Annotated in this window: 21 protein-coding genes and 1 riboswitch; of the genes, 10 read left to right on the forward strand and 11 right to left on the reverse strand. The window is 66.4% G+C overall.

Translation table 11 applies throughout. The features are described 5' to 3' along the window. Positions 1-37 precede the first annotated feature (37 nt). The 7 genes from gcvPB to ACZ1I5_RS10890 form a co-directional block, all read right to left on the reverse strand. The gene (gene gcvPB, locus ACZ1I5_RS10860; RefSeq protein WP_465173699.1) at positions 38-1,606 is read right to left on the reverse strand and encodes an aminomethyl-transferring glycine dehydrogenase subunit GcvPB; all 1,569 of its coding nucleotides are present in this window, start codon (positions 1,604-1,606) and stop codon (positions 38-40) included. Then, the gene (locus ACZ1I5_RS10865; RefSeq protein ID WP_465173700.1) at positions 1,603-1,731 is read right to left on the reverse strand and encodes a hypothetical protein; all 129 of its coding nucleotides are present in this window, start codon (positions 1,729-1,731) and stop codon (positions 1,603-1,605) included. The genes gcvPB and ACZ1I5_RS10865 overlap by 4 nt, the downstream gene beginning before the upstream one ends. Beyond that, positions 1,728-3,086: an aminomethyl-transferring glycine dehydrogenase subunit GcvPA gene (gene gcvPA / locus ACZ1I5_RS10870; protein WP_465173701.1), complete on the reverse strand. Its 1,359-nt coding sequence runs from the start codon at positions 3,084-3,086 to the stop codon at positions 1,728-1,730. The genes ACZ1I5_RS10865 and gcvPA overlap by 4 nt, the downstream gene beginning before the upstream one ends. A 132-nt stretch (positions 3,087-3,218) precedes the next feature. Continuing rightward, entirely contained in the window at positions 3,219-3,590 is a 372-nt protein-coding gene (gene gcvH / locus ACZ1I5_RS10875) for a glycine cleavage system protein GcvH (protein ID WP_465173943.1), read from the reverse strand. Position 3,591: 1 nt separating this feature from the next. Further along, positions 3,592-4,719 carry a glycine cleavage system aminomethyltransferase GcvT gene (gene gcvT, locus ACZ1I5_RS10880; RefSeq protein ID WP_465173702.1) on the reverse strand — a complete coding sequence of 376 codons (1,128 nt, stop codon included), beginning with the start codon at positions 4,717-4,719 and terminating at the stop codon, positions 3,592-3,594. Positions 4,720-4,889: 170 nt separating this feature from the next. Then, positions 4,890-5,022: riboswitch (glycine riboswitch) on the reverse strand. Between the two features lie 78 nt (positions 5,023-5,100). After that, positions 5,101-5,748: an MOSC domain-containing protein gene (locus ACZ1I5_RS10885; protein WP_465173703.1), complete on the reverse strand. Its 648-nt coding sequence runs from the start codon at positions 5,746-5,748 to the stop codon at positions 5,101-5,103. Further along, the gene (locus ACZ1I5_RS10890) at positions 5,745-6,350 is read right to left on the reverse strand and encodes a hypothetical protein (protein ID WP_465173944.1); all 606 of its coding nucleotides are present in this window, start codon (positions 6,348-6,350) and stop codon (positions 5,745-5,747) included. Before ACZ1I5_RS10890 ends, ACZ1I5_RS10885 begins: the two co-directional genes overlap by 4 nt. Before the next feature lie 166 nt (positions 6,351-6,516). Between ACZ1I5_RS10890 and ispH the strand changes: the two genes are divergently transcribed. From ispH to rnhA, 3 genes are read left to right on the forward strand one after another with little or no spacing between them, the layout of a single operon-like run. Then, entirely contained in the window at positions 6,517-7,473 is a 957-nt protein-coding gene (gene ispH, locus ACZ1I5_RS10895; RefSeq protein ID WP_465173704.1) for a 4-hydroxy-3-methylbut-2-enyl diphosphate reductase, read from the forward strand. 4 nt (positions 7,474-7,477) lie between these two features. Further along, entirely contained in the window at positions 7,478-8,434 is a 957-nt protein-coding gene (thrB, locus tag ACZ1I5_RS10900; RefSeq protein WP_465173705.1) for a homoserine kinase, read from the forward strand. After that, on the forward strand, positions 8,431-8,883 hold the full coding sequence (rnhA, locus tag ACZ1I5_RS10905) for a ribonuclease HI (protein WP_465173706.1): 453 nt from the start codon (positions 8,431-8,433) through the stop codon (positions 8,881-8,883). Before thrB ends, rnhA begins: the two co-directional genes overlap by 4 nt. Before the next feature lie 418 nt (positions 8,884-9,301). On the opposite strand, the gene ACZ1I5_RS10910 is transcribed toward rnhA, so the two are convergent. Genes ACZ1I5_RS10910 through ACZ1I5_RS10920 form a run of 3 tightly spaced genes read right to left on the reverse strand, consistent with a single transcriptional unit; the run spans position 9,302 to position 11,575 of the window. Continuing rightward, positions 9,302-9,475 carry a YegP family protein gene (locus tag ACZ1I5_RS10910; RefSeq protein WP_465173707.1) on the reverse strand — a complete coding sequence of 58 codons (174 nt, stop codon included), beginning with the start codon at positions 9,473-9,475 and terminating at the stop codon, positions 9,302-9,304. A gap of 47 nt (positions 9,476-9,522) precedes the next feature. Next, positions 9,523-10,614, reverse strand: a complete 1,092-nt coding sequence (locus ACZ1I5_RS10915) for an NAD(P)/FAD-dependent oxidoreductase (protein ID WP_465173708.1) — start codon at positions 10,612-10,614, stop codon at positions 9,523-9,525. Between the two features lie 19 nt (positions 10,615-10,633). Beyond that, on the reverse strand, positions 10,634-11,575 hold the full coding sequence (locus ACZ1I5_RS10920) for an alpha/beta fold hydrolase (RefSeq protein ID WP_465173709.1): 942 nt from the start codon (positions 11,573-11,575) through the stop codon (positions 10,634-10,636). 48 nt (positions 11,576-11,623) lie between these two features. On the opposite strand from ACZ1I5_RS10920, the gene ACZ1I5_RS10925 reads away from it, so the two are divergent. The 7 genes from ACZ1I5_RS10925 to ACZ1I5_RS10955 all read left to right on the forward strand — a co-directional run bounded on the left by ACZ1I5_RS10925 (position 11,624) and on the right by ACZ1I5_RS10955 (position 18,862). Continuing rightward, positions 11,624-12,097, forward strand: coding sequence for an A24 family peptidase (locus tag ACZ1I5_RS10925; protein ID WP_465173710.1), 474 nt, complete (start codon positions 11,624-11,626; stop codon positions 12,095-12,097). 49 nt (positions 12,098-12,146) lie between these two features. Continuing rightward, entirely contained in the window at positions 12,147-13,163 is a 1,017-nt protein-coding gene (gene cpaB, locus ACZ1I5_RS10930; RefSeq protein ID WP_465173711.1) for a Flp pilus assembly protein CpaB, read from the forward strand. Position 13,164: 1 nt separating this feature from the next. Next, on the forward strand, positions 13,165-14,841 hold the full coding sequence (locus tag ACZ1I5_RS10935) for a type II and III secretion system protein family protein (RefSeq protein ID WP_465173712.1): 1,677 nt from the start codon (positions 13,165-13,167) through the stop codon (positions 14,839-14,841). 20 nt (positions 14,842-14,861) lie between these two features. Beyond that, positions 14,862-15,488, forward strand: coding sequence for a CpaD family pilus assembly protein (locus ACZ1I5_RS10940; RefSeq protein WP_465173713.1), 627 nt, complete (start codon positions 14,862-14,864; stop codon positions 15,486-15,488). A 1-nt stretch (position 15,489) separates the two neighbouring features. Next, entirely contained in the window at positions 15,490-16,776 is a 1,287-nt protein-coding gene (locus ACZ1I5_RS10945; RefSeq protein ID WP_465173714.1) for a pilus assembly protein CpaE, read from the forward strand. A gap of 102 nt (positions 16,777-16,878) precedes the next feature. Beyond that, positions 16,879-17,853, forward strand: a complete 975-nt coding sequence (locus tag ACZ1I5_RS10950) for a type II secretion system F family protein (RefSeq protein ID WP_465173715.1) — start codon at positions 16,879-16,881, stop codon at positions 17,851-17,853. Positions 17,854-17,875: 22 nt separating this feature from the next. Continuing rightward, positions 17,876-18,862 carry a type II secretion system F family protein gene (locus ACZ1I5_RS10955; RefSeq protein ID WP_465173716.1) on the forward strand — a complete coding sequence of 329 codons (987 nt, stop codon included), beginning with the start codon at positions 17,876-17,878 and terminating at the stop codon, positions 18,860-18,862. A gap of 147 nt (positions 18,863-19,009) precedes the next feature. On the opposite strand, the gene ppdK is transcribed toward ACZ1I5_RS10955, so the two are convergent. Beyond that, positions 19,010-21,676 (reverse strand): pyruvate, phosphate dikinase, encoded by a 2,667-nt coding sequence (ppdK, locus tag ACZ1I5_RS10960; RefSeq protein ID WP_465173717.1) that lies wholly within the window; start codon positions 21,674-21,676, stop codon positions 19,010-19,012.

Below are 21,676 nucleotides of genomic sequence, written 5' to 3' on the forward strand. Positions count from 1 at the left end.
ACGATGCCCCGTCACTGTGACGGGTTCGTGACCGCCCTTACTCCGCCGCTTGCGCGAGCTCCTGATCCTTCCACACCAGTACCGGCTTGCGCGCGGCCAGCGTTTCGTCGAGCCGGCTGCGCGGCGCAAAATGCGGCGCCGATTTCAGCGCGACATCGCCCGCCTTGGCCCGCTCCGCCACCGAACGCAGCGCGCCGATGAACTGATCGAGCGCCGCTTTGCTCTCGGTCTCGGTCGGCTCGACCAGCATCGCGCCGTGCACCACCAGCGGAAAATACATCGTCATCGGATGATAGCCCTCGTCGATCAGCCCCTTGGCGACGTCGATCGTCGAGAAACCCTCGGCCAGGTTCGAATCCGAGAACAGGGCCTCATGCATGCACGGCCCCGACGCCCCGAACGGTGCATCGAGCGTGCCGTCGAGCGAGCGCAGGATATAGTTCGCGTTGAGCACCGCATCCTCCGCCACCTGCCGCAGGCCATCGGCGCCGTGGCTGAGGATATAGGTCAGCGCGCGGGTGAACATGCCCATCTGCCCCTGGAAGGCGACCATGCGCCCGAAGCTGCCCGCATGATGCTCCTCGGCGGTCTCTTCCTCGACGAGGCGGAAGCCGTCCGCCGTCTTCTCGACGAAGGGCAGTGGCGCATAGGGCGCCAGCGCTTCCGAGAACACCACCGGCCCCGAACCCGGTCCGCCGCCGCCATGCGGCGTGGAGAAGGTCTTGTGCAGGTTGATGTGCATCGCGTCGATGCCGAGATCGCCCGGACGCACACGCCCGACGATCGCGTTGAAGTTCGCCCCGTCGCAATAGACCAGGCCGCCCGCCGCGTGGACCGCGTCCGAGATCTTGCGCATGTCCCGCTCGAACAGCCCGCAGGTATTGGGGTTGGTGATCATCACCCCGGCCACGTCCGGCCCCAGCCGCGCGGTCAGCGCCGCCAGATCGACCCGGCCTTCGCTGGTCGCGGGGATATCCTCGACCGAATAGCCGGCAAAGGCCGCGGTCGCCGGGTTGGTGCCATGCGCGCTCTCCGGCACCAGGATCACCTTGCGGTGCCCCTCGCCCCGCGCTTCCAACGCCGCGCGGATCGCCAGGATCCCGCAAAGCTCACCATGCGCGCCCGCCTTGGGGCTCATCGCGACGGAATGCATGCCGGTCAGCGTCACCAGCCAGTGCGCGAGCTGGTGGATCACCTCGAGCGCGCCCTGCACCGTATCGACCGGCGCGAGCGGGTGGATATCGGCGAAACCGGGCAGCCGCGCCATCTTCTCGTTGAGCCGCGGGTTGTGCTTCATCGTGCACGAACCGAGCGGGAACAGGCCGAGGTCGATCGCGTAATTCTGCCGCGACAGGCGCGTGTAGTGGCGCACCGCTTCGGGCTCGGACAGGCCCGGAAGGCCAATCGGCGCCGACCGACTCAGGTTGCCAAGCCGCGAGGCGACCTTGGCCGGGGCCGCAACTTCCACACCCGTGGTCCCGGTCGAGCCGATCTCGAAGATCAGCGCCTCTTCCAGCATCAGCGCCTTGTTGCCGGTGAAGGTCGGGGCCGTGGCGGAACCGGCCTCGGGGCGCTCCGGGCGCCAGCCGCTTGCGTTGATCGTCATGCCTGGGTTCCTCGCACAAACCCGTTCGGGCTGAGCTTGTCGAAGCCCAGCCCTTCTTTTGAACGGTTGAAAGAAAAGAACAGCCCTTCGACAAGCTCAGGGCGAACGGAAGGAGGAGTGGTCATGCCAGCACCTCCTGGAGCGCGGAGGCAAGTGTCTCGACATCCTCCATGGTGGTCGTCTCGGTCACCGCGACGACCAGGCCGTTCGCCAGATCGCTCTCGCCGGGATAGAGCCGCCCGAGCGACACGCCGGCCAGGATGCCGCGATCGGCCAGCGTCCGCACCACGGGCCGCGCCTCGACCGGCAGCTTCAGGGTGAATTCGTTGAAGAAGGTCTCGTTGACCAGTTCGACGCCCGGTATTTGCGCGAGCCGCTCCGCTGCGGCGACCGCACCGGCGTGGTTGGTCTCGGCCAGCGCGCGCAGTCCGGCCTCGCCGAGCAGGGTCATGTGGATCGAGAAGGCCAGCGCGCAGAGACCGGAATTGGTGCAGATGTTCGACGTCGCCTTTTCGCGGCGGATATGCTGCTCGCGCGTCGACAGCGTCAGCACGAAACCGCGACGGCCGTCCGCGTCCTGCGTCTCCCCGCAGAGCCGGCCCGGCATCTGGCGGACATATTTTTCCTTGCAGCCGAACAGCCCGACATAGGGCCCGCCGAACTGAAGCCCGACGCCGATCGACTGGCCTTCGCCCACGACGATATCCGCATCCATCTCGCCCGGCGACTTGATCGCACCCAGCGCCACGGGCTCGGTGACCACGGCGATCAGCAGCGCCTTCTTGGCGTGGCAAGCGGCGGCCAGCTCGGACAGGTCGTCGATCCGGCCGAGGATATCGGGATACTGGACGACGACACAGGACGTATCGTTGTCGATCGCCGCGATCAGGTCGGCGATGTCGGTCCCGGCCGACAGCGACGGTGTGCCGGTTTCCAGCACATCACCGGTGAACTTCGCCATGGTCTTCGCGACGGAAACATAATGCGGGTGAAGCCCGGTCGACAGGATCGCCTTGGCCCGCTTGGTCACCCGCCGCGCCATGCCGATCGCTTCCCAGCAGGCGGTCGAGCCATCGTACATCGACGCGTTCGCCACATCGGTGCCGAGCAGCCGCGCGACCTGGGTCTGGAACTCGAACAGCATCTGCAGCGTGCCCTGCGCGATCTCGGGCTGATACGGCGTATAGGCCGTCAGATATTCGCCGCGCTGGATCAGATGGTCGACGCTCGCCGGCACATGATGCTTGTAGGCACCGCAGCCAAGGAAGAAGGGCGCGTCGCCCGCCGCCAGATTCTTGCGCGCCAGCGCCGACATGTGGCGTTCGACCGCCAATTCGCTCGCATGGCCCGGAAGGCCGTGGATCGGGCCGTCGAGTTGGGCAATGGCGGGCACGTCGACGAACAGATCGTCGATCGACCTGGCGCCGATCGTGGCGAGCATCGCCTGACGATCATTGTCGGTAAGGGGCAAATACCGCATTCAAGCAATCTCCCCCCTCCCGCCTGCGGGAGGGGTCGGGGGTGGGCGCCCGGCCAATTCCGGGCGGAGCGTTGGAGGAAAGCGCGAGCCCACCCCCAACCCCTCCCGCAAGCGGGAGGGGAGTACGTCACATCAAAGCTTCGCGACGAAAGCGGCGTAGGCCGCCTCATCCATCAGGCTCTTGAGTTCTTCCGGATCGCTGAGCGTCAGTTTGAAGAACCAGCCCTCGGCCTCGGGATCCTCGTTGACGAGCCCGGGATTGTCGCCGAGCGCAGCATTACCTTCAAGCACGGTGCCCGAGACCGGCGAATAGACGTCCGATGCGGCCTTGACCGATTCGACCACCGCGGCCTCGTCGCCCTTCGCCAGTTCCTTGCCCTCCGCCGGCACGTCGACGAACACGATGTCGCCGAGCTGGCCTTGCGCGTACTCGCTGATGCCGACCGTGCCGATGTCGCCGTCGACATCGACCCATTCATGATCTTCGGTGAAGTAACGGCTCATCTTACTTGCCTCCTGCTCGGACATAGCGGTGTGGAATCAGCGGCATCGCGGTGACGGTCGCCTGGTGGACCTTGCCGCGCTGCGTAATCTGGATGACGGTGCCGATCGCCGCCATCGCGGCGGGCACATAGGCCATGGCGATCGGCGCACCGAAGCTCGGGGCGAAACCGCCGCTGGTGACCTTGCCGACCTCGGAACCCTCCGCATCGACCACCGCCGCGCCCTCGCGCACTGGCTGGCGGCCTTCGACGACCAGGCCGACGCGCTTGACCGCCGCGCCCTGCTCGCGCTCGAGCAGGATACGCTCGGCGCCCATGAAATTGCCTTCCTCGCGACGGCGCTTGGACAAAGCGAAGCCGAGATCGGCCATCACCGGCGTGGTCTTGGGATCGAGATCATGCCCGTAGAGCGGCAAGCCGGCCTCGAGCCGCAGCGAATCGCGCGCGCCGAGCCCGATCGGCTTCACTTCGGCCTCGGCGGTCAGCGCATCGGCGAGTGCCTCGGCAGCCTCGGCCGGCACCGAAATCTCGAACCCGTCCTCACCGGTATAGCCCGAGCGGCTGATCCACAGCGGCGTGCCGTTCCACTCGAACGCACCCGCGGTCATGAACACCAACGCCTCGACGCCCGGTACCAGCCGCGACAGCACATCGACTGCCTTGGGCCCCTGCAGCGCGAGCAGCGCCTGCTCGTCCATGATGTTGATCGTGATGTCCTCGGGCAGGTGATCGAGGAGATAGGAGATGTCGTCATATTTGGTCGCGCCGTTGACGACCATGTAGATGCCGTCCTCGCGGCGCGTGACCATCAGATCATCGAGAATGCCGCCATTCCCCGCGAGCAGCAGCGAATAGCGCATCTTCGTAGGGGCAAGCCCCTTGATGTCGCCCGGCAGCAGCGCTTCGAGCGCGGCATCGGCGCCGTCGCCGGTAAAGAGCAGCTGGCCCATATGGCTGACGTCGAACAAACCGGCGGAGTCGCGCGTCCACAGATGCTCGGCCATGATGCCTTCATACTGGACGGGCATGTGATAGCCGGCGAATTCGACCATCCGGCCGTCCCGCGCACGGTGCCACGCATCGAGCGGCAGCGTCTGGATCTCGATTTCGGGGCCTTCGTTGTCACTCAATGCCGGTCTCCGTCACAAGGTGTCACGGCGTTACGCAGCGCATCTTACGCCGCGTTTCGCCGCCCCCTCTGTCACGGGAACCTGAGAGCTTTGACCACCCGCTTGCGCAGGATGGCTTACCCCTTCGGTGGGCCGGGCAAACATCGCCTCGGCCGCTTTCCAGAGTGTCGATAGCCCGCGCGGTCCGGTGTGCCTGAGAGATTCCGGGGCGGTTGCTCCTTCGGCGCCCTGGATCAGGGATTCCATGCCAAGCCATTGCTTTGACAAGGGTCCCACGTCCGGGGTCTCTCCCGCGCGTGCCTATGGAAGTTGCCCTCCATCGACATGCCCGGTGTGACGCGGTGCAGCATGCGAGTCAATCGGCCTTGGTAACGCTTTTAGCTAAGCCATCAATTTGAGGGCACGGTGCCGCCATCCGTCATACAGCAGTTCCATAACCGCAAGGTCACGAAGCGCCGCCGGGTCGTGACGATGGTCCCCGGCGATGAGCAGACCGAAGACGCGGCGGACTGTCCACCCTGGCAAGGGGCGCTCGACCATCGCCAGGGCCTCGCCCGGCTCGGCGGCGCCTTCCTCGATCACGCGGTAATACCATCCGCTGCGCCGTTCCTTGACCATCAGTGCCGGGAGAGCCGGCCAGCGCAGCCGTTCAGCCTGCTTCCAGCAGGGTTGCCGGCCCTGGCTGATCTCGATCAGCGCGCGGCCCAGGCGGAACCGGTCGCCGATGCAGACCTGATCTTCGGTCAGCCCGAGCGTCGCGATATTCTCGCCAAAGGCCCCCGGCGCCGCGAGCACCGGATCGTCCACCCTGTCCTCGCTCCAGCGCGCATAATGATCATGGGGATAATGATGCAGCGCCTTGTCCGGCCCGCCATGAACGGTCGGATCGGCCTGCTCGTCGCCTTCCAGCCCAAGAAAGCCGATCTTCACCGGCCCGGTGACGGGAGACTTGGCGATGGCGCTGTTTTCGCCCCGCCCGAGGTACCGGGCCTTGCCCGTCAGCAGGGCAAAGGCCCGGACCTCGGTCACCGGGTGGCGTTGTACTTGAGCTGATCGTCGGTCAGCTGAAAGCCGACCAGCGCCTCGAAGGTGGCGCGCAGCACGGCCTGGCGAATCTCCGGACGAGTCAGCGGGTCGACCGCGGCGTCGCTGCCGCCCGCCTTGCGCTTTTCGGTCAGCTTCTTGCGGACATCTTCGGAAAGGCTGGCCGCCGCGCGGGAGATGGTGCTGCTCGCCTGGCCGCTGGCCGTCGCGCGGTCCTGCCCGGCATTGAAATGCACGGAGACATGGCCGACGCGCTTGGCGATAACGGCGGTGCCGCCCCGCACGACGGTGATGAAATAGGGCAGACTCACGTCGCGCGCCGTATCGGTGCGCGCCCGGCGCGCCTGGATATCGAAGGTGACGGTGGTGACGATGTCGTCGGTCGCATCGGCGCAGGTGGAGCGGACATTGGTCATCACCGCCGCAACGTCGATCGCGGTCGCCACGGTACTGGCCGGCGGATCGAACAGGGTGATATCGCCGGTCGCCGCGGGAACGCCGACGGTCGGACAGGCCGAACGGATCGCCGTGATGCCACCCGTTTCGTCAATGTCTCCGGTGGTGGAGCAGCCGCCGGCCAGCAGCATCAGGATGGCGGGAACGGCAATTTTCCGGGCTGTCACGGGCACACGCACCTTATCACATGGAAACACATAGGAAGGGGCCTCGCGCTTGCGCGCACCGGCCCGGGAACGACGCGCACCATAGGAACCGGCTTTCGCGCACGCAAGCAATCGCGTAGAGCCCATCGTGATGACCGATCTCCAGAAACCGCCACTCGAACTGCTCATTGCCGCGCCGCGCGGCTTTTGCGCTGGCGTCGACCGCGCGATCCAGATCGTCGAGCTGGCGATCGAGAAATATGGTGCGCCGGTCTATGTCCGGCACGAGATCGTCCACAACAAGTTCGTCGTCGACGCGCTGCGCGAGAAAGGCGCGATCTTCGTCGAGGAGCTTGACGAAGTGCCGGACGGCGTGCCGGTGGTCTTTTCCGCGCACGGCGTGCCCAAGGCAGTGCCGACCAAGGCAGCGCAGCGCGGCCTCTCCTATCTCGACGCCACTTGCCCGCTCGTCTCCAAGGTGCATCGCCAGGCCGAACGGCTGGTCGCCGCCGGCCGCCACATCGTCTTCATCGGTCATGAGGGCCATCCCGAGGTGATCGGGACCTTCGGCCAGGTCCCCGAAGGATCGATGTCGCTGGTAGAAACCGTCGCCGATGTCGAGACGATGACGCCGTCCGACCCCGCCAATCTCGCTTTCCTCACTCAGACGACGCTGTCGGTCGACGATACCGCCGCCATCGTCGAGGCGCTGCAGCGCCGCTTTCCCGCGATCCAGGCACCGCGTGGCGAGGACATTTGCTACGCCACGTCGAACCGTCAGGCCGCGGTCAAGAAGATCGCCGGCGCTTGCGACGCGATGCTGGTGATCGGCGCGCCCAATTCCTCCAATTCGGTCCGGCTGGTCGAGGTCGCGGTACGCGAGGGCACGCCGGCCCTGCTCGTGCAGCGCGCCAGCGATCTGAATTTCGACTTCCTCGAAGGCGTCCGGACACTCGGCATCACCGCCGGAGCCTCGGCCCCCGAAGTATTGGTCCGCGAACTCGTCGACCGGCTGTCGGAGCGGTTCGAGGTCAGCGAGTTCGAGGTCGAGACCACGCGCGAGACGATTTCCTTCAAACTGCCCCGCGGCCTCGAAGTCGCGGCCTGACTTCATGGCGGTATATACTCAGGTTTCAGCGGAGGCGCTGGGCGCCTTCCTGTCGCGTTTCGACCATGGCGAACTCGTCTCCGCCAAGGGGATCGCCGAGGGCGTGGAGAACAGCAATTACCTGGTCGATACGACCGCCGGCCGCTTCATCCTGACGCTCTACGAAAAGCGTGTGCATCTGGACGATCTGCCCTTCTTCTTTTCGATGATCGATCATCTCGGGAAACACGACCTGCCGGTGCCGCGCGCCCTGCCCGACCGCGACGGCACCGTGATCCATCAGCTCGAAGGCCGGCCCGCCTGCCTGATCGAGTTCCTGACCGGCGTCTCGGTCTCGCATCCCACCATCCCACAGGCCTTTGCCGCCGGCACCGCGATGGGCCGGATGCACGAGGCACTGGCCGATTTCCCCCTGACGCGCACCAATTCGATGGGCGTCGATACCTGGCGGCCATTATTCGAACGCTGTGGCCGCGACCTGGATGGCATCGCGCCGGGGCTGTACGACGATGTCGGTTTCGCGCTCGACGCGGTTCTCGCCGCCTGGCCCACCCACCTTCCGGTCGGCGCGATCCATGCGGACCTGTTCCCCGACAATGTCCTGATGCGCGGCGATGCCGTGACCGGGCTGATCGACTTCTATTTCGCCTGCACCGACATCCGCGCCTATGACCTTGCGGTCATGCACACTGCCTGGTCGTTCGACGCGACCGGAAGCAACGCCAATTGGGCGGTCGGGCGCGCGCTGATCGACGGCTACACGCAGTCGATCGATCTCACGCCCCAAGAACGGGCAGCCCTGATCCATCTCGCCAAGGGCGCCTGTATCCGTTTCCTTTTGTCGCGCGCCTGGGACTGGCTCAACACGCCGGCTGATGCGCTGGTCACGCGGAAGGATCCGCTCGCCTATCTCCGCCGCCTCAGGGCCTATGAGACACAGGGCGCGGGGCAATTCGCATGACGACGGAACTCACCAAAGTCGAAATCGCCACCGACGGCGCGTGCAAGGGCAATCCGGGGCCGGGCGGCTGGGGCGCGGTGATCCGTGCCGGCACGCGCGAGCGCGACATTTCGGGCGGCGAAAAGCTGACCACCAACAATCGGATGGAGCTCAGGGCAGCGATCGAGGGCCTGAACGCGCTCACGCGCCCGTGCCATGTCGTCCTCTCGACCGACAGCCGCTATGTCATGGACGGCCTGACCAAATGGATCAAAGGCTGGCAGAAGAATGGCTGGAAGACCGCTGCCAAACAGCCGGTCAAGAATGCCGACCTCTGGCAGGCGCTGCTGGCCGCCGCCAAGCCGCACCGCATCGAATGGCTCTGGGTGAAGGGCCATGCCGGGCACCCCGACAATGAACGCGCCGACAAGCTGGCCAGCGACGCCGCGATGGCGGCGGGGCGAGGCTAGCGCCTCCTGGTGTCACCCCGGACTTGTTCCGGGGCCGATCGCCGCAAATCTGGACGATGAGGAGTAGCGTCGCATTCGCCAGCGCTCCGCTTGATTCAACACAACGCCTGAATCTGCCATCCATGGGCGATGACCGCGCATGCTCCCGTCTCCAATGCAGCCCTTCGATTACATCGGCGCGCCAATTCCCTGATCAAGCCCAACCAATTCCCTGTTCCGCGCCGGAATTTCCCTGTTCTGCGGAAACAGGGAAACGATCTTCAACACTCTGTTTTTGCACTTATATTTCGCAGACAGCCTGCCCAAAACAGGCCCGAAAACAAAAAATTCCCTGTTCCGTGGCCGGAACAGGGAATTTCGGTGGTCCCATCGTCGATCCATCGGCTGCCGATCGCAGCACGCGATTGGCAGGAAAGACTCAACCCTCTTCGATCGGCGCGCCCGGTCCATTCTTCAGCACCGACTCGATCGCGTTCTTCGCGCCGGCCTTGCTCGAATAGCCCTCGGTCCAGAAGATGATTTCGCTGTTGTACTTGAACTTGGCGACATACTCGCCGGCCTTGTTCTGCTCGATCACGAACTTATGCGCCATGTCTTCTCTCCCTGGCTGATTGACGCAGGTTAGGCTTGGTTGCCCCGTTATACCAGTGCGGCGAATCGGTCCGGCGCATATCGGGCCGGATCGATCGCAGCGACCGCCGGGTCCGCCGGCCGCCCGAGCAGCAGCGCGGCCGCCAGCATCGCGCCGGCGGGCGCGGTCTGGATGCCGAACCCGCCCTGTCCGGCGCACCAGAAAAAGCCGGGAAGCCGCGGATCGAACCCGTAAACGGGCAGCCGGTCCGGTGCGAAACTCCTGAGGCCGGCCCAGCGCCGCTCGACCGCGGTCACGCGCCAGTCGACCACCTGCTCGAACCGGTCGATCGCGATCGCCACATCGATTTCCTCGGGCTGGACGTCGCACGGCGCGACTCGGGTCTCGTCATGCGGGCTGAGCCACAGGCGCCCGCCCGCCTCCGGCTTGAAATAGAAATTGCCCGAGATGTCGGCAACATGCGGCAGCCCGGCGGGCGCGGCAGGATGGGTCCGCAATTGAGTCATGGTGCGGCGATAGGGCTGGATCCCGACCGGCATCGCGCCCGCGATCCGCGCCAGCTCGTCCGCCCATGCGCCGGCGGCATTGACCAGGATCGCCGCGGCGACGTCTCCCGCGGGGGTGGTGAGCCGCCACTGCCCGCCAGCGCGTCCGGCGGTTTGAAGCGGTGCGTTCAGGATCATCTCCGCACCGGCGCGGCGGGCACGGGCGATATAGTCGGCATGAAGAGCGGCGACGTCGATATAGGCACTGCTCGCCTCCATCACGCCGAGCGTCCAGTCGTCGCGCAACCCGGGAACGAGGGTCGCCGGGTCGACGCGATCGAGCGCGACGATCCCCTCGAACTCGGCGAGAAAGGTATCGATCGCCGCCGCGTCCCTGGCCCGGCCGATATGGAGCGACCCCAACGGCGCCAGGAAACCGCCCGCCTCCAGCACTGGGCCCGAGGCAGTGGTAAGCGGCTGCACGCCCGGGCCGCCATAGCTTTCCGACCAGAAGGCAGCCGAGCGGCCGGTGGCGTGATAGCCCGGCGCATGCTCGCCCTCGATCAGCAGGACCGACGCATGGGGCGCCGCCGCCGCTGCAAGGCTCGCCCCGGCGATCCCGGCCCCGACGATCGCGATATCGTACCGCTTCACGATTCCGTCCCCGCGAGCGTCAGCGCTGTACGCGCGCGGCGAGGAAGAGGTCGATCGTGCTGATCGCGCGATTGCGCACCCCGTCTGCCTCGCGCAGGATTTCGTGCGCCGATTCCAGCCCGAACCGCTCGACCTGCACATCGGGCAATCGCTCGGCGACCTGCAGTGCGGCCTTGGCGCTGACCAGCTTGTCCGCCTCGGCGACGAGCATCAGCACCGGCACCCTCATCGTCGCGAGTCGCGGATCGTCGCGCAGGCGCCGGGTCGACTCGAACGCCTTCAACACCCAGCGCCAGCTCGGCGGACCAAGCACGAGCTCGGGCTTGCTCGCTTGCCAATATAGTTCGTCCTCATAACGGGCGGGGTCGTGAGTCAGCAGCGCCTGGCGCGTGGCGGTGGTCGCCGGACGCTCATTGACCTTCCAGGCGGCGCGCGCCGGATTGCCGACTCGGTTCAGAACCCTGGCGAGCCGCTCGCCCATCCCGGCGCCGAGCGGACTGTGCAGACCGAGCATTGGCGCGACCAGCACCGCCGCGGCGGGCCGCGCGACACCCTCGGTCAGCGCACGCAACACCAGGTGCCCGCCCATCGAGTGACCCATCAGCACCTGCGGACCCTCCGCCTCGGCTGACCATTCAGTCCAGAAGGCGGCGAAATCGTCGATGAAGGTGTCGAAGGTCTCGATATGCCCGACATGCTGGTCGGGTGACAGCCGCCCGGATCCGCCCTGCCCGCGCCAGTCGAACGCGGTGATCGACCAGCCCTGGCCATGCCAGTGCGCGAACGCCTCGAGATATTTTTCGAAGATGTCGCCCCGGCCGCCCTGGAACAGGATGCTGCCGCGCGGATGCCCTTCGGCGGGCCAGTCGAAACGCCGCAGCCGCCAGCCGTCCGGGGCGGTCCAGAACGTGATCCGGGCGGTGGCCGGAATCGCGCGGCGATACAGCTGCGGGGAAACCATTCACGCTGGTTACTTTTTGGAAAGCCATGTCGTCTAGGTAAATTGCTGATGGTTGGGGGAATATCAAACGCTTTGCTGATCGGCGCGCTTGCGCTGCTCCTTGTTTCCGCGGGGATCCAGGATGCGCGCACCCGCGAGATCGCCAATTGGAAGAACCTCGCGATCGCGCTGCTCGCGCCCTTGTGGTGGTGGGCCAATGGCTGGGCGATCTGGCCGGACATCGCGATCCAGGTCGGCGTCGCGGCGATCGTCTTCGCTTTTTTCATCGGCGCGTTCGCCATGGGATGGATGGGCGGCGGCGACACCAAGATGATCGGTGCGCTCGCCCTGTGGTTCCCGTTCGACACGCTCGTCTGGATGCTGATCGTGATGTCGCTGCTCGGCGGCGCGCTCACGCTGCTGCTCATGATCGAGCGCGCGATCCGCAAGAAAACCGAACGGCCGGAAATCCCTTACGGCGTGGCGATCGCGGTCGCCGCGCTGCTCACGCTGCGCGAACCGATTCTTAATCAGTTCCTGTGAATGCTTAACGCGGGTTCAATCGTCCCGCGCCGGAAAGGCTTGAAAAGTCATGGATAGTCGCAAGATCATTCTCCTGGTGGGCGCCCTGATCGTCGCTGCGATCACCGCGTTCATGGCGCGCAGCCTGATCCTGGGCGGGGCCGCCCCCCAGGCTGGTGCCGCCACGGCGGTCGCCGCGCCGGTCGATGGACCGGAGGTGCTCGTCGCCACCCGCGCGTTGCCGGTCGGGACGATCCTGGATGCCACCGCGCTGAAGTTCCAGCCCTGGCCCAAGGAGCTGGTCGACAATGCCTATTTCATCAAGAAGGACACCAACCTGCAGTCGCTGCAGGGCACGGTCGTCCGCAACGCGATCACCGCTGGCCAGCCGGTCACGCAGGGCGCGCTCGTCAAGCCGGGCGATCGCGGCTTCCTCGCGGCGGCGCTCGGGCCGGGCATGCGCGCCGTCACCTTCCCCGTGTCGGCGCAGACCGGCGTCGCCGGCTTCGTCTTCCCGGGTGACCGGATCGATCTGGTGCTGACCCAGACGGTACCTGGCGGCGGCGACGGCCCGCCGCTCAAGGTGGCCGAGACGGTGATGCGCAACCTGCGCGTGCTGGCGACTGACCAGCGCACCGACAATACGGTGGGCGACGACGGCAAGACCGTGGTTCACACCTTCTCGAACGTGACGATCGAGGCAACGCCCAAGATCGCGGAGAAGATTGCGGTCGCCCAGACGCTCGGCTCGCTCTCCCTGTCGCTGCGCTCGATCGCCGACAATGCCAGCGAACTCGAGGAAGCGATCGCCAATGGCGACGTCACGGTGCCCGAGGGCAATGACCCCAAGGCGGAGAAGGCCATGCTGATGCAGGTCGCGAGTCAGCCCCAGGCGGGCAGTTCGACGATCGCCACGGGTGCCGACGTGTCGCGCTTCCAGCGCAGCACGGTCCCCGGCAAGGCGTCCGCAACACCGGCCGAAGGTGGAAGCGGGGCTTTCCCGGGCGCCGCCGCGCCGGTCGGCCCGATGGTGCGCGTCGCGCGGGGAAATTCGGTGACCGATGTTCCGGTCGGGGGGAAGAAGTAGCATGCGTATCACGAACCTCTTGCACCGCTCGGTTGCGGTGACGGCGGCGGCGGCCATGGTCGCCAGCCTGCCGGCCACCGCCATCGCGGGCGCCGCCAAGGCCGGCCAGGCCAAGCCGCGCTCGATCGCCGGGCGTCCCGCCCGGGTGGGCAGGCCGCCGGTCGGCTCGCAGCGGCCGACCCGCGAAGTGTTGCTCTCGATCGGCCAGGGTGAACTGATCACCCTGCCGGCCGACGTCGCCGATGTGTGGGTGTCCAACTCGGGCATAGCCGACGTCTATGTCAGCAACCCGCGCCAGATCCACCTTTTCGGCAAGGAATTCGGCGAGGCGACCCTGTTCGCGACCAACGCGGCGGGCGGCGTGATCTATTCGGCGAACGTCCGGGTCAGCCAGAACATCACCTCGATCGATCGCATGCTCAAGCTCGCGATGCCGGAGGCCGATATCCATGTCTCCACCACCGGACAGATCGCCGTGCTGACCGGCACCGTCGCCGCGCCCGATGACAGCGCTCAGGCGGAACGGCTGGTGACGTCGCTGCTCAACCCCGGGGTCGACGCTTCGACGCCCGGCGCGACGCTCAAGATCGGCGTGTTCAATCGCCTCCGCACCGCGACCCCGCTGCAGGTCAATCTGCAGGTACGCTTCGCCGAGGTCAGCCGCAGCTTCATCAAGAATGTCGGCGTCAACCTCAAGTCGCTCGACTCGACAGGCGGCTTCCTGTTCGGCATCGGCTCCGGCCGCGATCCCGGCACGATCACCCCTGGCGTACCGCCAACCCCGACGACGCCGGGGACCGGCACGTCCTTCACTTTCCTGAACGGCTCGCAGCGCACGACGCTCGGCCTTGCCGGCAAGCTGTTCGGGCTCGACCTGCTGAGCGCGATCGATCTGGGCGAGACGATCGGCCAGGTGTCGACGCTGGCCAATCCGAACCTCACCGCGCTGTCGGGCGAAACCGGCACTTTCCTCGCCGGCGGCGAAGTGCCGATCCCGATATCGCAGGGCCTCGGCACGGCGACGGTTGAATTCAAGCAATATGGCGTCAGCCTGGCCTATACGCCGACCGTGCTGGCCGACGGGCGGATCTCGCTGCGCGTGCGGCCGGAGGTGTCGCAGCTTGACTATTCGAACGCGGTCGCGATCGGCACCACGCGCGTTCCCGGCTTCATCACCCGCCGCGCGGAGACCACGGTCGAGTTAGGTTCGGGCCAGAGCTTCATGATCGGCGGCCTGCTGCAGAACAACCACAACAACTCGTTCGACAAGACGCCGGGTGTCGGCGACGTCCCGATCCTCGGCGCCCTGTTCCGCTCCAACGCGTTCCAGCGCAACGAGACCGAGCTGGTGATCGTCATCACGCCGTATCTGGTGAAGCCGGTCAATGCGAACGAGATCGCCCTGCCGACCGACGGCTACAAGGCGCCGACCGACCTGGACCGCATCCTGCTTGGCCAGCTGACCGGCACCACCCCTAGCGGCGCCCGGCCCAAGCCGAGCATGGCCCCGCCCACCGGCGCCGCGCCCGCGCTCGGCGCGGTGGCCCCGGTCCCGGTGGTGCCCGCGCCTGCACCGCAACAACGCCGCGAGGAACAGGCCGGCAATTCCGCACTGCCCGAAGCCAGTCCAAGGTCGAAAAAGGGTGCGAGCGCCGCACCCGGTTTCAGCTTCAATTGAGCGTCTCGAGGGATAGACCCATGATCAAGCGTACGATCCTCCTCGCAACCGCCTTCGCCCCGGCCCTGTTTCTGGGTGCGTGCGGCACGCCGAACCGCGCCCTGGAATCGGTCCACCAGCCGGTGGTCAGCCGGACCGACTATGTGTTCGACGTCAACACCAGCGGAAACACGCTGGCCCCGGGCGAGGCGAAGCGCCTGGCCGGCTGGATGGCCTCGCTGCGGCTCGGTTACGGCGATCGCGTCGCGATCGACGATCCCAACCCCTATGGGGGTGGCATTCGCGACGAGGTCTCGGCCGAGATCGCGCATTACGGCTTGTTGCTGTCGGACGATGCGCCCGTCACCGGCGCGACCGTCGCCCCCGGCACGGCGCGGATCGTGGTCAGCCGCATGAAGGCGTCGGTGCCCGGATGCCCGGACTTCAGCCGCCCTTCCCAGCCCGAGTTCGAGAGCAACACCTCGTCCAATCAGGGATGCGCGATCAACACGAACCTGGCGGCGATGGTCGCCAATCCGGCCGATCTCGTGCGTGGCCAGCCCGGCGCCGAGGTCAATGACCCCGCGGTCTCCACCCGCGCCATTGGAAACTATCGCAAGGCAACGCCCACCGGGACGGGCGGCCTGAAAGATGCCGGGAGCAAATGATATGAACGCCCCCTTCAACAGCGGCCGCGTCGGCCATCGCGAACCCTTTGTCGCCTTTGTCTGCGACGAAACCACGGCAGAGGCTGTCCGCCCCGTCGCCATCGAAATGGGCTGGGTCGCGGAAAAGGTGAACAAGGGCGGGCTGCGCAACGCAGTCCAGTCCCTGTCGGTCTCGGCCAGCCCCCAGATCCTGTTCGTCGACCTGTCCGAGTCGAGCGATCCGCTGGCCGACATCAACGGGCTCGCCGAGGTGTGCGAGCCCGGCACGGTCGTGATCGCCGCTGGCCAGGTCAATGATGTCCGCCTCTACCGCGATCTCGTGGTCAGCGGCATCCAGGACTATCTGCTCAAGCCGCTGACCCCGGACATGCTGCGCGAGGCATTCACGCACGCGCAGACCATCCTCAACGCACCCAAGCTGCTCGATGCCGGCACTGAACGAGCCCATTGCTCCACCGCCTTTATCGGCGCGCGCGGCGGCGTCGGCGCCTCGACGCTGGCGACGTCGGTTGCCTGGATCCTCAGCGAAAAGGGCGCGCGGACCACCGCGCTGCTCGATCTCGACGTGCATTTCGGCACCGGCGCCCTGGCGCTCGACCTCGAACCGGGCCGCGGGCTGACCGACGCGATCGAGAACCCGAGCCGCATCGACGGCCTGTTCATCGAGCGCGCGATGGTCAAGGCAAGCCAGACGCTGTCGGTGCTGTCCGCCGAGGCGCCGATCAACGCCCCGGTCCTGACCGATGGCGCTGCGTTCTACCAGCTTCAGGAGGAGATGCGCGCCGCGTTCGAGTGCACGATTGTCGATCTGCCGCGCAACATGCTGGTCCAGCATCCGCATCTCATCACTGACGTGCAGGTCGCCGTGGTGGTGACTGAGCTCACCCTGGCCGCGGCGCGGGATTCGATCCGGATCCTGTCCTGGCTGAAGACAAACGCGCCCCAGACCCAGGTGTTCGTCGTCGCCAACAAGATGCACGTCAACGGCCAGCTCGAGATCAGCCGCAAGGATTTCGAGGGCTCGATCGAGCGCAAGATCGATTTCGTCATCCCCTTCGACCAGAAGCTGGGCGCGCAGGCGGCCAAGCTGGGCAAACCCTTCGCCGAGACAGGCAAGGGATCCAAGACGACTCAGCCGATGGTCGAGCTGGCGACGAAGCTGATGGGCGTCGGCGAAGCCGCCGGCAAGGACGAGGCCCGCAAGAAGCCGCTTGAACGGGGCGGATCGCTGATGGGCAAGTTCGCCGACCTCAAGTCGATGATGCCAAAGCGTCCGGCGAAGAAATGAGCTGGCCGGTGCCTGCTCGGGATGGTGCCGGCGCGCGCCGCCGGGCGAAAAAATGCGCGGACGTAAACCGTCCGTCAACGAAACGGGGCGCTTGATACCGTGATGGAACTGATGCCGTTCATCATGCTGTTCGGGGGCGCGGCCACGGTGCTGGTGCTGATGGCGTTCGCCCTTGCCGGGCCTTCACCGGAACGCGCGCGGGAACGTCGCCTGACGGCCGTCCGCGCGCGGCACAGCGAGTCTTCCAACGCGCTGGTCGAAGCGCAGATGCGCCGCATCACCGCGAGCCGGGCGACCCGGATGGACGCGGCGGCGATGCGATTCCTCCCTCGCCCTGCCCTGCTCAAGAAGCGGCTGGCGATGACGGGCAAGACCTGGACGGTCGGCCAGTACGGCATGGCCACATTGGGCATCACCGTGATCTTTGGCCTGCTGCTCGCGCTGCAGGGCCTGCCGATCCTGCTGTCGCTGCTTCTCGGCATCATGCTCGGCGGCGGGCTCCCGCATTTCACGGTGAGTTTTTTCATCAAACGCCGCATCGCGAAGTTCAACGCGAAATTCCCTGACGCAATCGAGCTGCTCGTCCGGGGCCTGCGCTCCGGCCTGCCGATCAGCGAGACCATCGGTGTGGTCGGCCATGAGGTCGAAGGCCCGGTCGGCGTCGAGTTCCGGTCGATCACCGACAAGATGAAGATCGGCCGGACGATGGACGTCGCGCTGCAGGAAACCGCTGACCGGCTCGGCACGCCCGAATTCCAGTTCTTCGTCATCACCATCGCGATCCAGCGCGAAACCGGCGGCAATCTCGCCGAAACGCTCGCCAATCTCGCCAATGTGCTGCGCATGCGCGGCCAGATGAAGCTGAAGATCAAGGCGATGTCGTCCGAATCCAAGGCGTCGGCCTATATCATCGGCGCCCTGCCCTTCATCGTCTTCGGCATGATCTGGATGATCAACGGCAGCTATATGCAGAATTTCTTCATCGACCAGCGGCTGATGGTCGCGGGCGGTGGCGGCCTGATCTGGATGGGCATCGGCGCCGGGATCATGGCCAAGATGATCAACTTCGAAATCTGAACAAGGGCGACGCGGCACTTCCATGGGCGAAACGGCTGGACCAACGATCCTCGGGGTCGACGTGATGTGGGTGGCGACGCTGCTTTCCGGTGTCGCCGCGTTCGCGGTGCTGCTGGCGATCTATGCCGCCACCACCGCGCGTGACCCCATGGCCAAGCGCGTCAAGGCGCTGAACGACCGCCGCGAGCAGCTCAAGGCCGGCATCACCGCCTCGACCAAACGCCGCGCGAAACTCGTCACCAAGAACGAGACGACCGACCGGATCAAGTCGATCCTGTCCGGCCTGAAGGTGCTGCAGGACAGCCAGGTCAAGGTCGCGCAGATCAAGCTGATGCAGGCCGGGATCCGATCCAAGGAATATGCCGTCGCGGTGATCTTCGGACGCCTCGTGCTGCCGATCATCTTCGGCGGGCTGATGCTCTACCTCGTCTACGGCACCGACATGTTCGCCGAATATAGCGCGTTGAAGCGCTACGGCATCGTCGCGATCAGCTTCATCATGAGCTACAAGGCGCCGGACATCTTCCTGAAGAACAAGATCGACAAGCGTTCCAAGGCAATCCGCAAAGGCCTGCCCGATGCGCTCGATCTGCTCGTCATCTGCGCCGAGGCGGGACTGACCGTGGACGCCGCGTTCAACCGCGTCGCCCGCGAGCTCGGCCGCGCCTATCCCGAACTGGGCGACGAATTCACCCTCACCGCGATCGAGCTGGGCTTTCTGTCGGAGCGCCGCCAGGCGTTCGAGAACCTCGCCATGCGGGTCAAGCTCGACGCACTGAAAGGTGTGGTCACCACCATGGTGCAGACCGAGAAATACGGTACGCCGCTCGCGTCGGCGCTGCGCGTGCTCTCCGCCGAGTTTCGCAATGAACGCATGATGCGCGCCGAGGAAAAGGCTGCCCGGCTCCCGGCGATCATGACCGTGCCGCTGATCCTGTTCATCCTGCCGGTGCTGTTCATCGTCATTCTCGGCCCCGCGGCCTGCTCGATCTCCGACGCGTTCAAATAACGCGTCCCCCCCCGCCCCGTCCCGAAAGGGAGGGGCGGGGGTGGGTGCGCGGGCCAAAAGACTCGTTGCACCACGTTCCGCAGCCCCGAGCAGTGCCTTGAGCCCCGCGCATCGCTGACCACCCTTCCGGGAGTGAAACCGGAAGGTTCAGCCCCGTGCCGCCAGCGCGGCCTGCGCCGCCGCCAGCCGCGCAATCGGCACCCGGTATGGCGACGCGCTCACATAATCGAGCCCGATGGACTCGCAGAAGGCGATGCTCGCCGGGTCCCCGCCATGCTCGCCACAGATGCCGAGCTTGATGTCGGGCCGTGTCGCCCTGCCCCGCTCCGCCGCCATTTCGATCAGTTCGCCGACGCCCTCGACATCGAGGCTGACGAACGGGTCCTTCGGATAGATCCCCCGCTCGACATAGGTCGTCAGGAAGCGCGCGGCGTCATCACGGCTGACACCGAGGGTCGTCTGCGTCAGGTCATTGGTGCCGAAGGAGAAGAAGGCGCCAACCTCCGCGATCTCGCCCGCCTTCAAGGCAGCGCGCGGCAATTCGATCATGGTCCCGACGAGATACTCGATCGTCCTGCCCTTGTCGGCGAACACCGCCGCCGCGGCCTTGTCGACCACGGCCTTCATCAGCTCGAGTTCGCGGCGCGTCGCAACCAGCGGGATCATCACCTCGGGGATCGGCGCGGCGCCCGATTTCTCGGCCACTTCGACCGCAGCCTCGAAGATGGCGCGGGCCTGCATCTCGTAGATCTCGGGATAGGTCACGCCAAGGCGGCAACCGCGATGGCCGAGCATCGGGTTGAACTCGTGCAGCTCCGCCGCGCGACGCTTGAGCACTTCGACCGCGACACCGGCCGCGCTGGCGACCTCGGCAAACTCGGCTTCTTCATGCGGCAGGAATTCGTGCAGCGGCGGATCGAGCAGGCGGATGGTGACGGGCAGGCCCGCCATCACCTCGAACAGCTGGATGAAATCGGCGCGCTGCTCGGGCAGCAGCCGGTCGAGCGCGACACGGCGGCCCTTCTCGTCCTCGGCCAGGATCATCTGGCGCACCGCGGTGATGCGCGCGGCGTCGAAGAACATGTGCTCGGTACGGCACAGCCCGATGCCCTCGGCGCCGAAGTCGCGCGCGACCCGCGCGTCGAGCGGCGTCTCGGCATTGGCGCGGACCTTCAGGCGGCGCACGCCGTCGGCCCAGACCATCAGGGTGCCGAAATCGCCGGCCAGTTCGGGCTGAACGGTGGGCACGGCACCCATCATCACTTCGCCGGTCGAGCCGTCGATGGTGACGATATCGCCTTCCTTCACCTCGCGCCCGCCGACGCGCATGACCCCCGCCTTGGCGTCGATCGCGATCGTGCCGGCACCCGAGACGCAGGGGCGCCCCATGCCGCGCGCGACCACTGCCGCGTGGCTGGTCATGCCGCCGCGCGCCGTCAGGATGCCCCGCGCGGCGTGCATGCCGTGAATGTCCTCGGGCGAGGTCTCGACGCGGATCAGGATGACGCTGTCGCCGGCATTGGAGCGCTTCTCGGCCGTGTCGCTGTCGAACACCGCCGCGCCCGAGGCAGCGCCGGGGCTGGCCGGCAGGCCCTTGGCGATGACGTCGCGCACGGCGGCGGGATCGAGCGTCGGGTGGAGCAACTGATCGAGCGCCGCGGGATCGACCCGGGCGACGGCTTCCTCGCGCGTGATCAGGCCTTCCTCGGCCATGTCGACCGCGATCTTCAGCGCGGCCTTGGCAGTGCGCTTGCCCGATCGGGTCTGGAGCATCCACAGCTTGCCCTGCTGCACCGTGAACTCGATGTCCTGCATGTCGCGGTAGTGAAGCTCGAGCAGGTCGAATACCTTGGCGAGTTCCGTGAAGGTCTCGGGCATTGCCTCTTCCATCGAGGCTGGCTTGGCGCCGGCGGTCTCGCGGGCGGCCCTGGTCAGATATTGCGGGGTGCGGATGCCGGCGACGACGTCCTCGCCCTGCGCGTTGATCAGGAATTCGCCATAATAGGCGCGGTCGCCCTTGGCCGGATCGCGCGTGAAGGCGACGCCGGTGGCCGAGGTCTCGCCCATATTGCCGAACACCATCGCCTGGACGTTGACCGCGGTGCCCCAGGCAGCGGGAATGTCGTTGAGGCGGCGATAGACCTTGGCGCGCTCCGACTGCCACGATCCGAACACCGCGCCGACCGCGCCCCAGAGCTGGTCATGCACGTCCTGCGGGAAGGGCTTGTGCCACTGCGCTTCGACCAGCGCCTTGTACTCGACAACCAGTGCCTGGAGATCCTCGGCGGTCATGTCGGTGTCGAGGAAATAGCCCTTGTCTTCCTTCGCGATTTCAAGCGCTTCCTCGAAGCTGTGGTGATCCAGCTCGAGCACGACGTCGGAATACATCTGGATGAAGCGGCGATAGCTGTCCCAGGCGAACCGCGCATCGCCCGAGGTCTCGGCAAGGCCCTGCACCGTCGCGTCGTTGAGGCCGAGGTTGAGCACGGTATCCATCATGCCCGGCATCGAGGCACGAGCGCCGGAGCGGACCGAGACGAGCAACGGATCGGCCGCGTCGCCGAATTTCTTGCCGGTCACGCCCTCGATATGGCCGATGCCGGTGGCGACTTCAGCGCGCAGCCCTTGGGGGAATTGCCCGCCCTCGTCATAATAGACGGCGCAGAAGTCGGTCGAGATGGTGAAGCCCGGGGGCACCGGCAGGCCGATCGAGGCCATCTCCGCCAGGTTCGCGCCCTTGCCGCCGAGCAGATTACGGTCGCCCTTGCCGCCATCGGAAACACCCCCGCCGAAGCGGTAAACGTACTGCGTCAT

The sequence above is a fragment of the Sphingomonas sp. BL-S-30 genome (assembly GCF_055521475.1).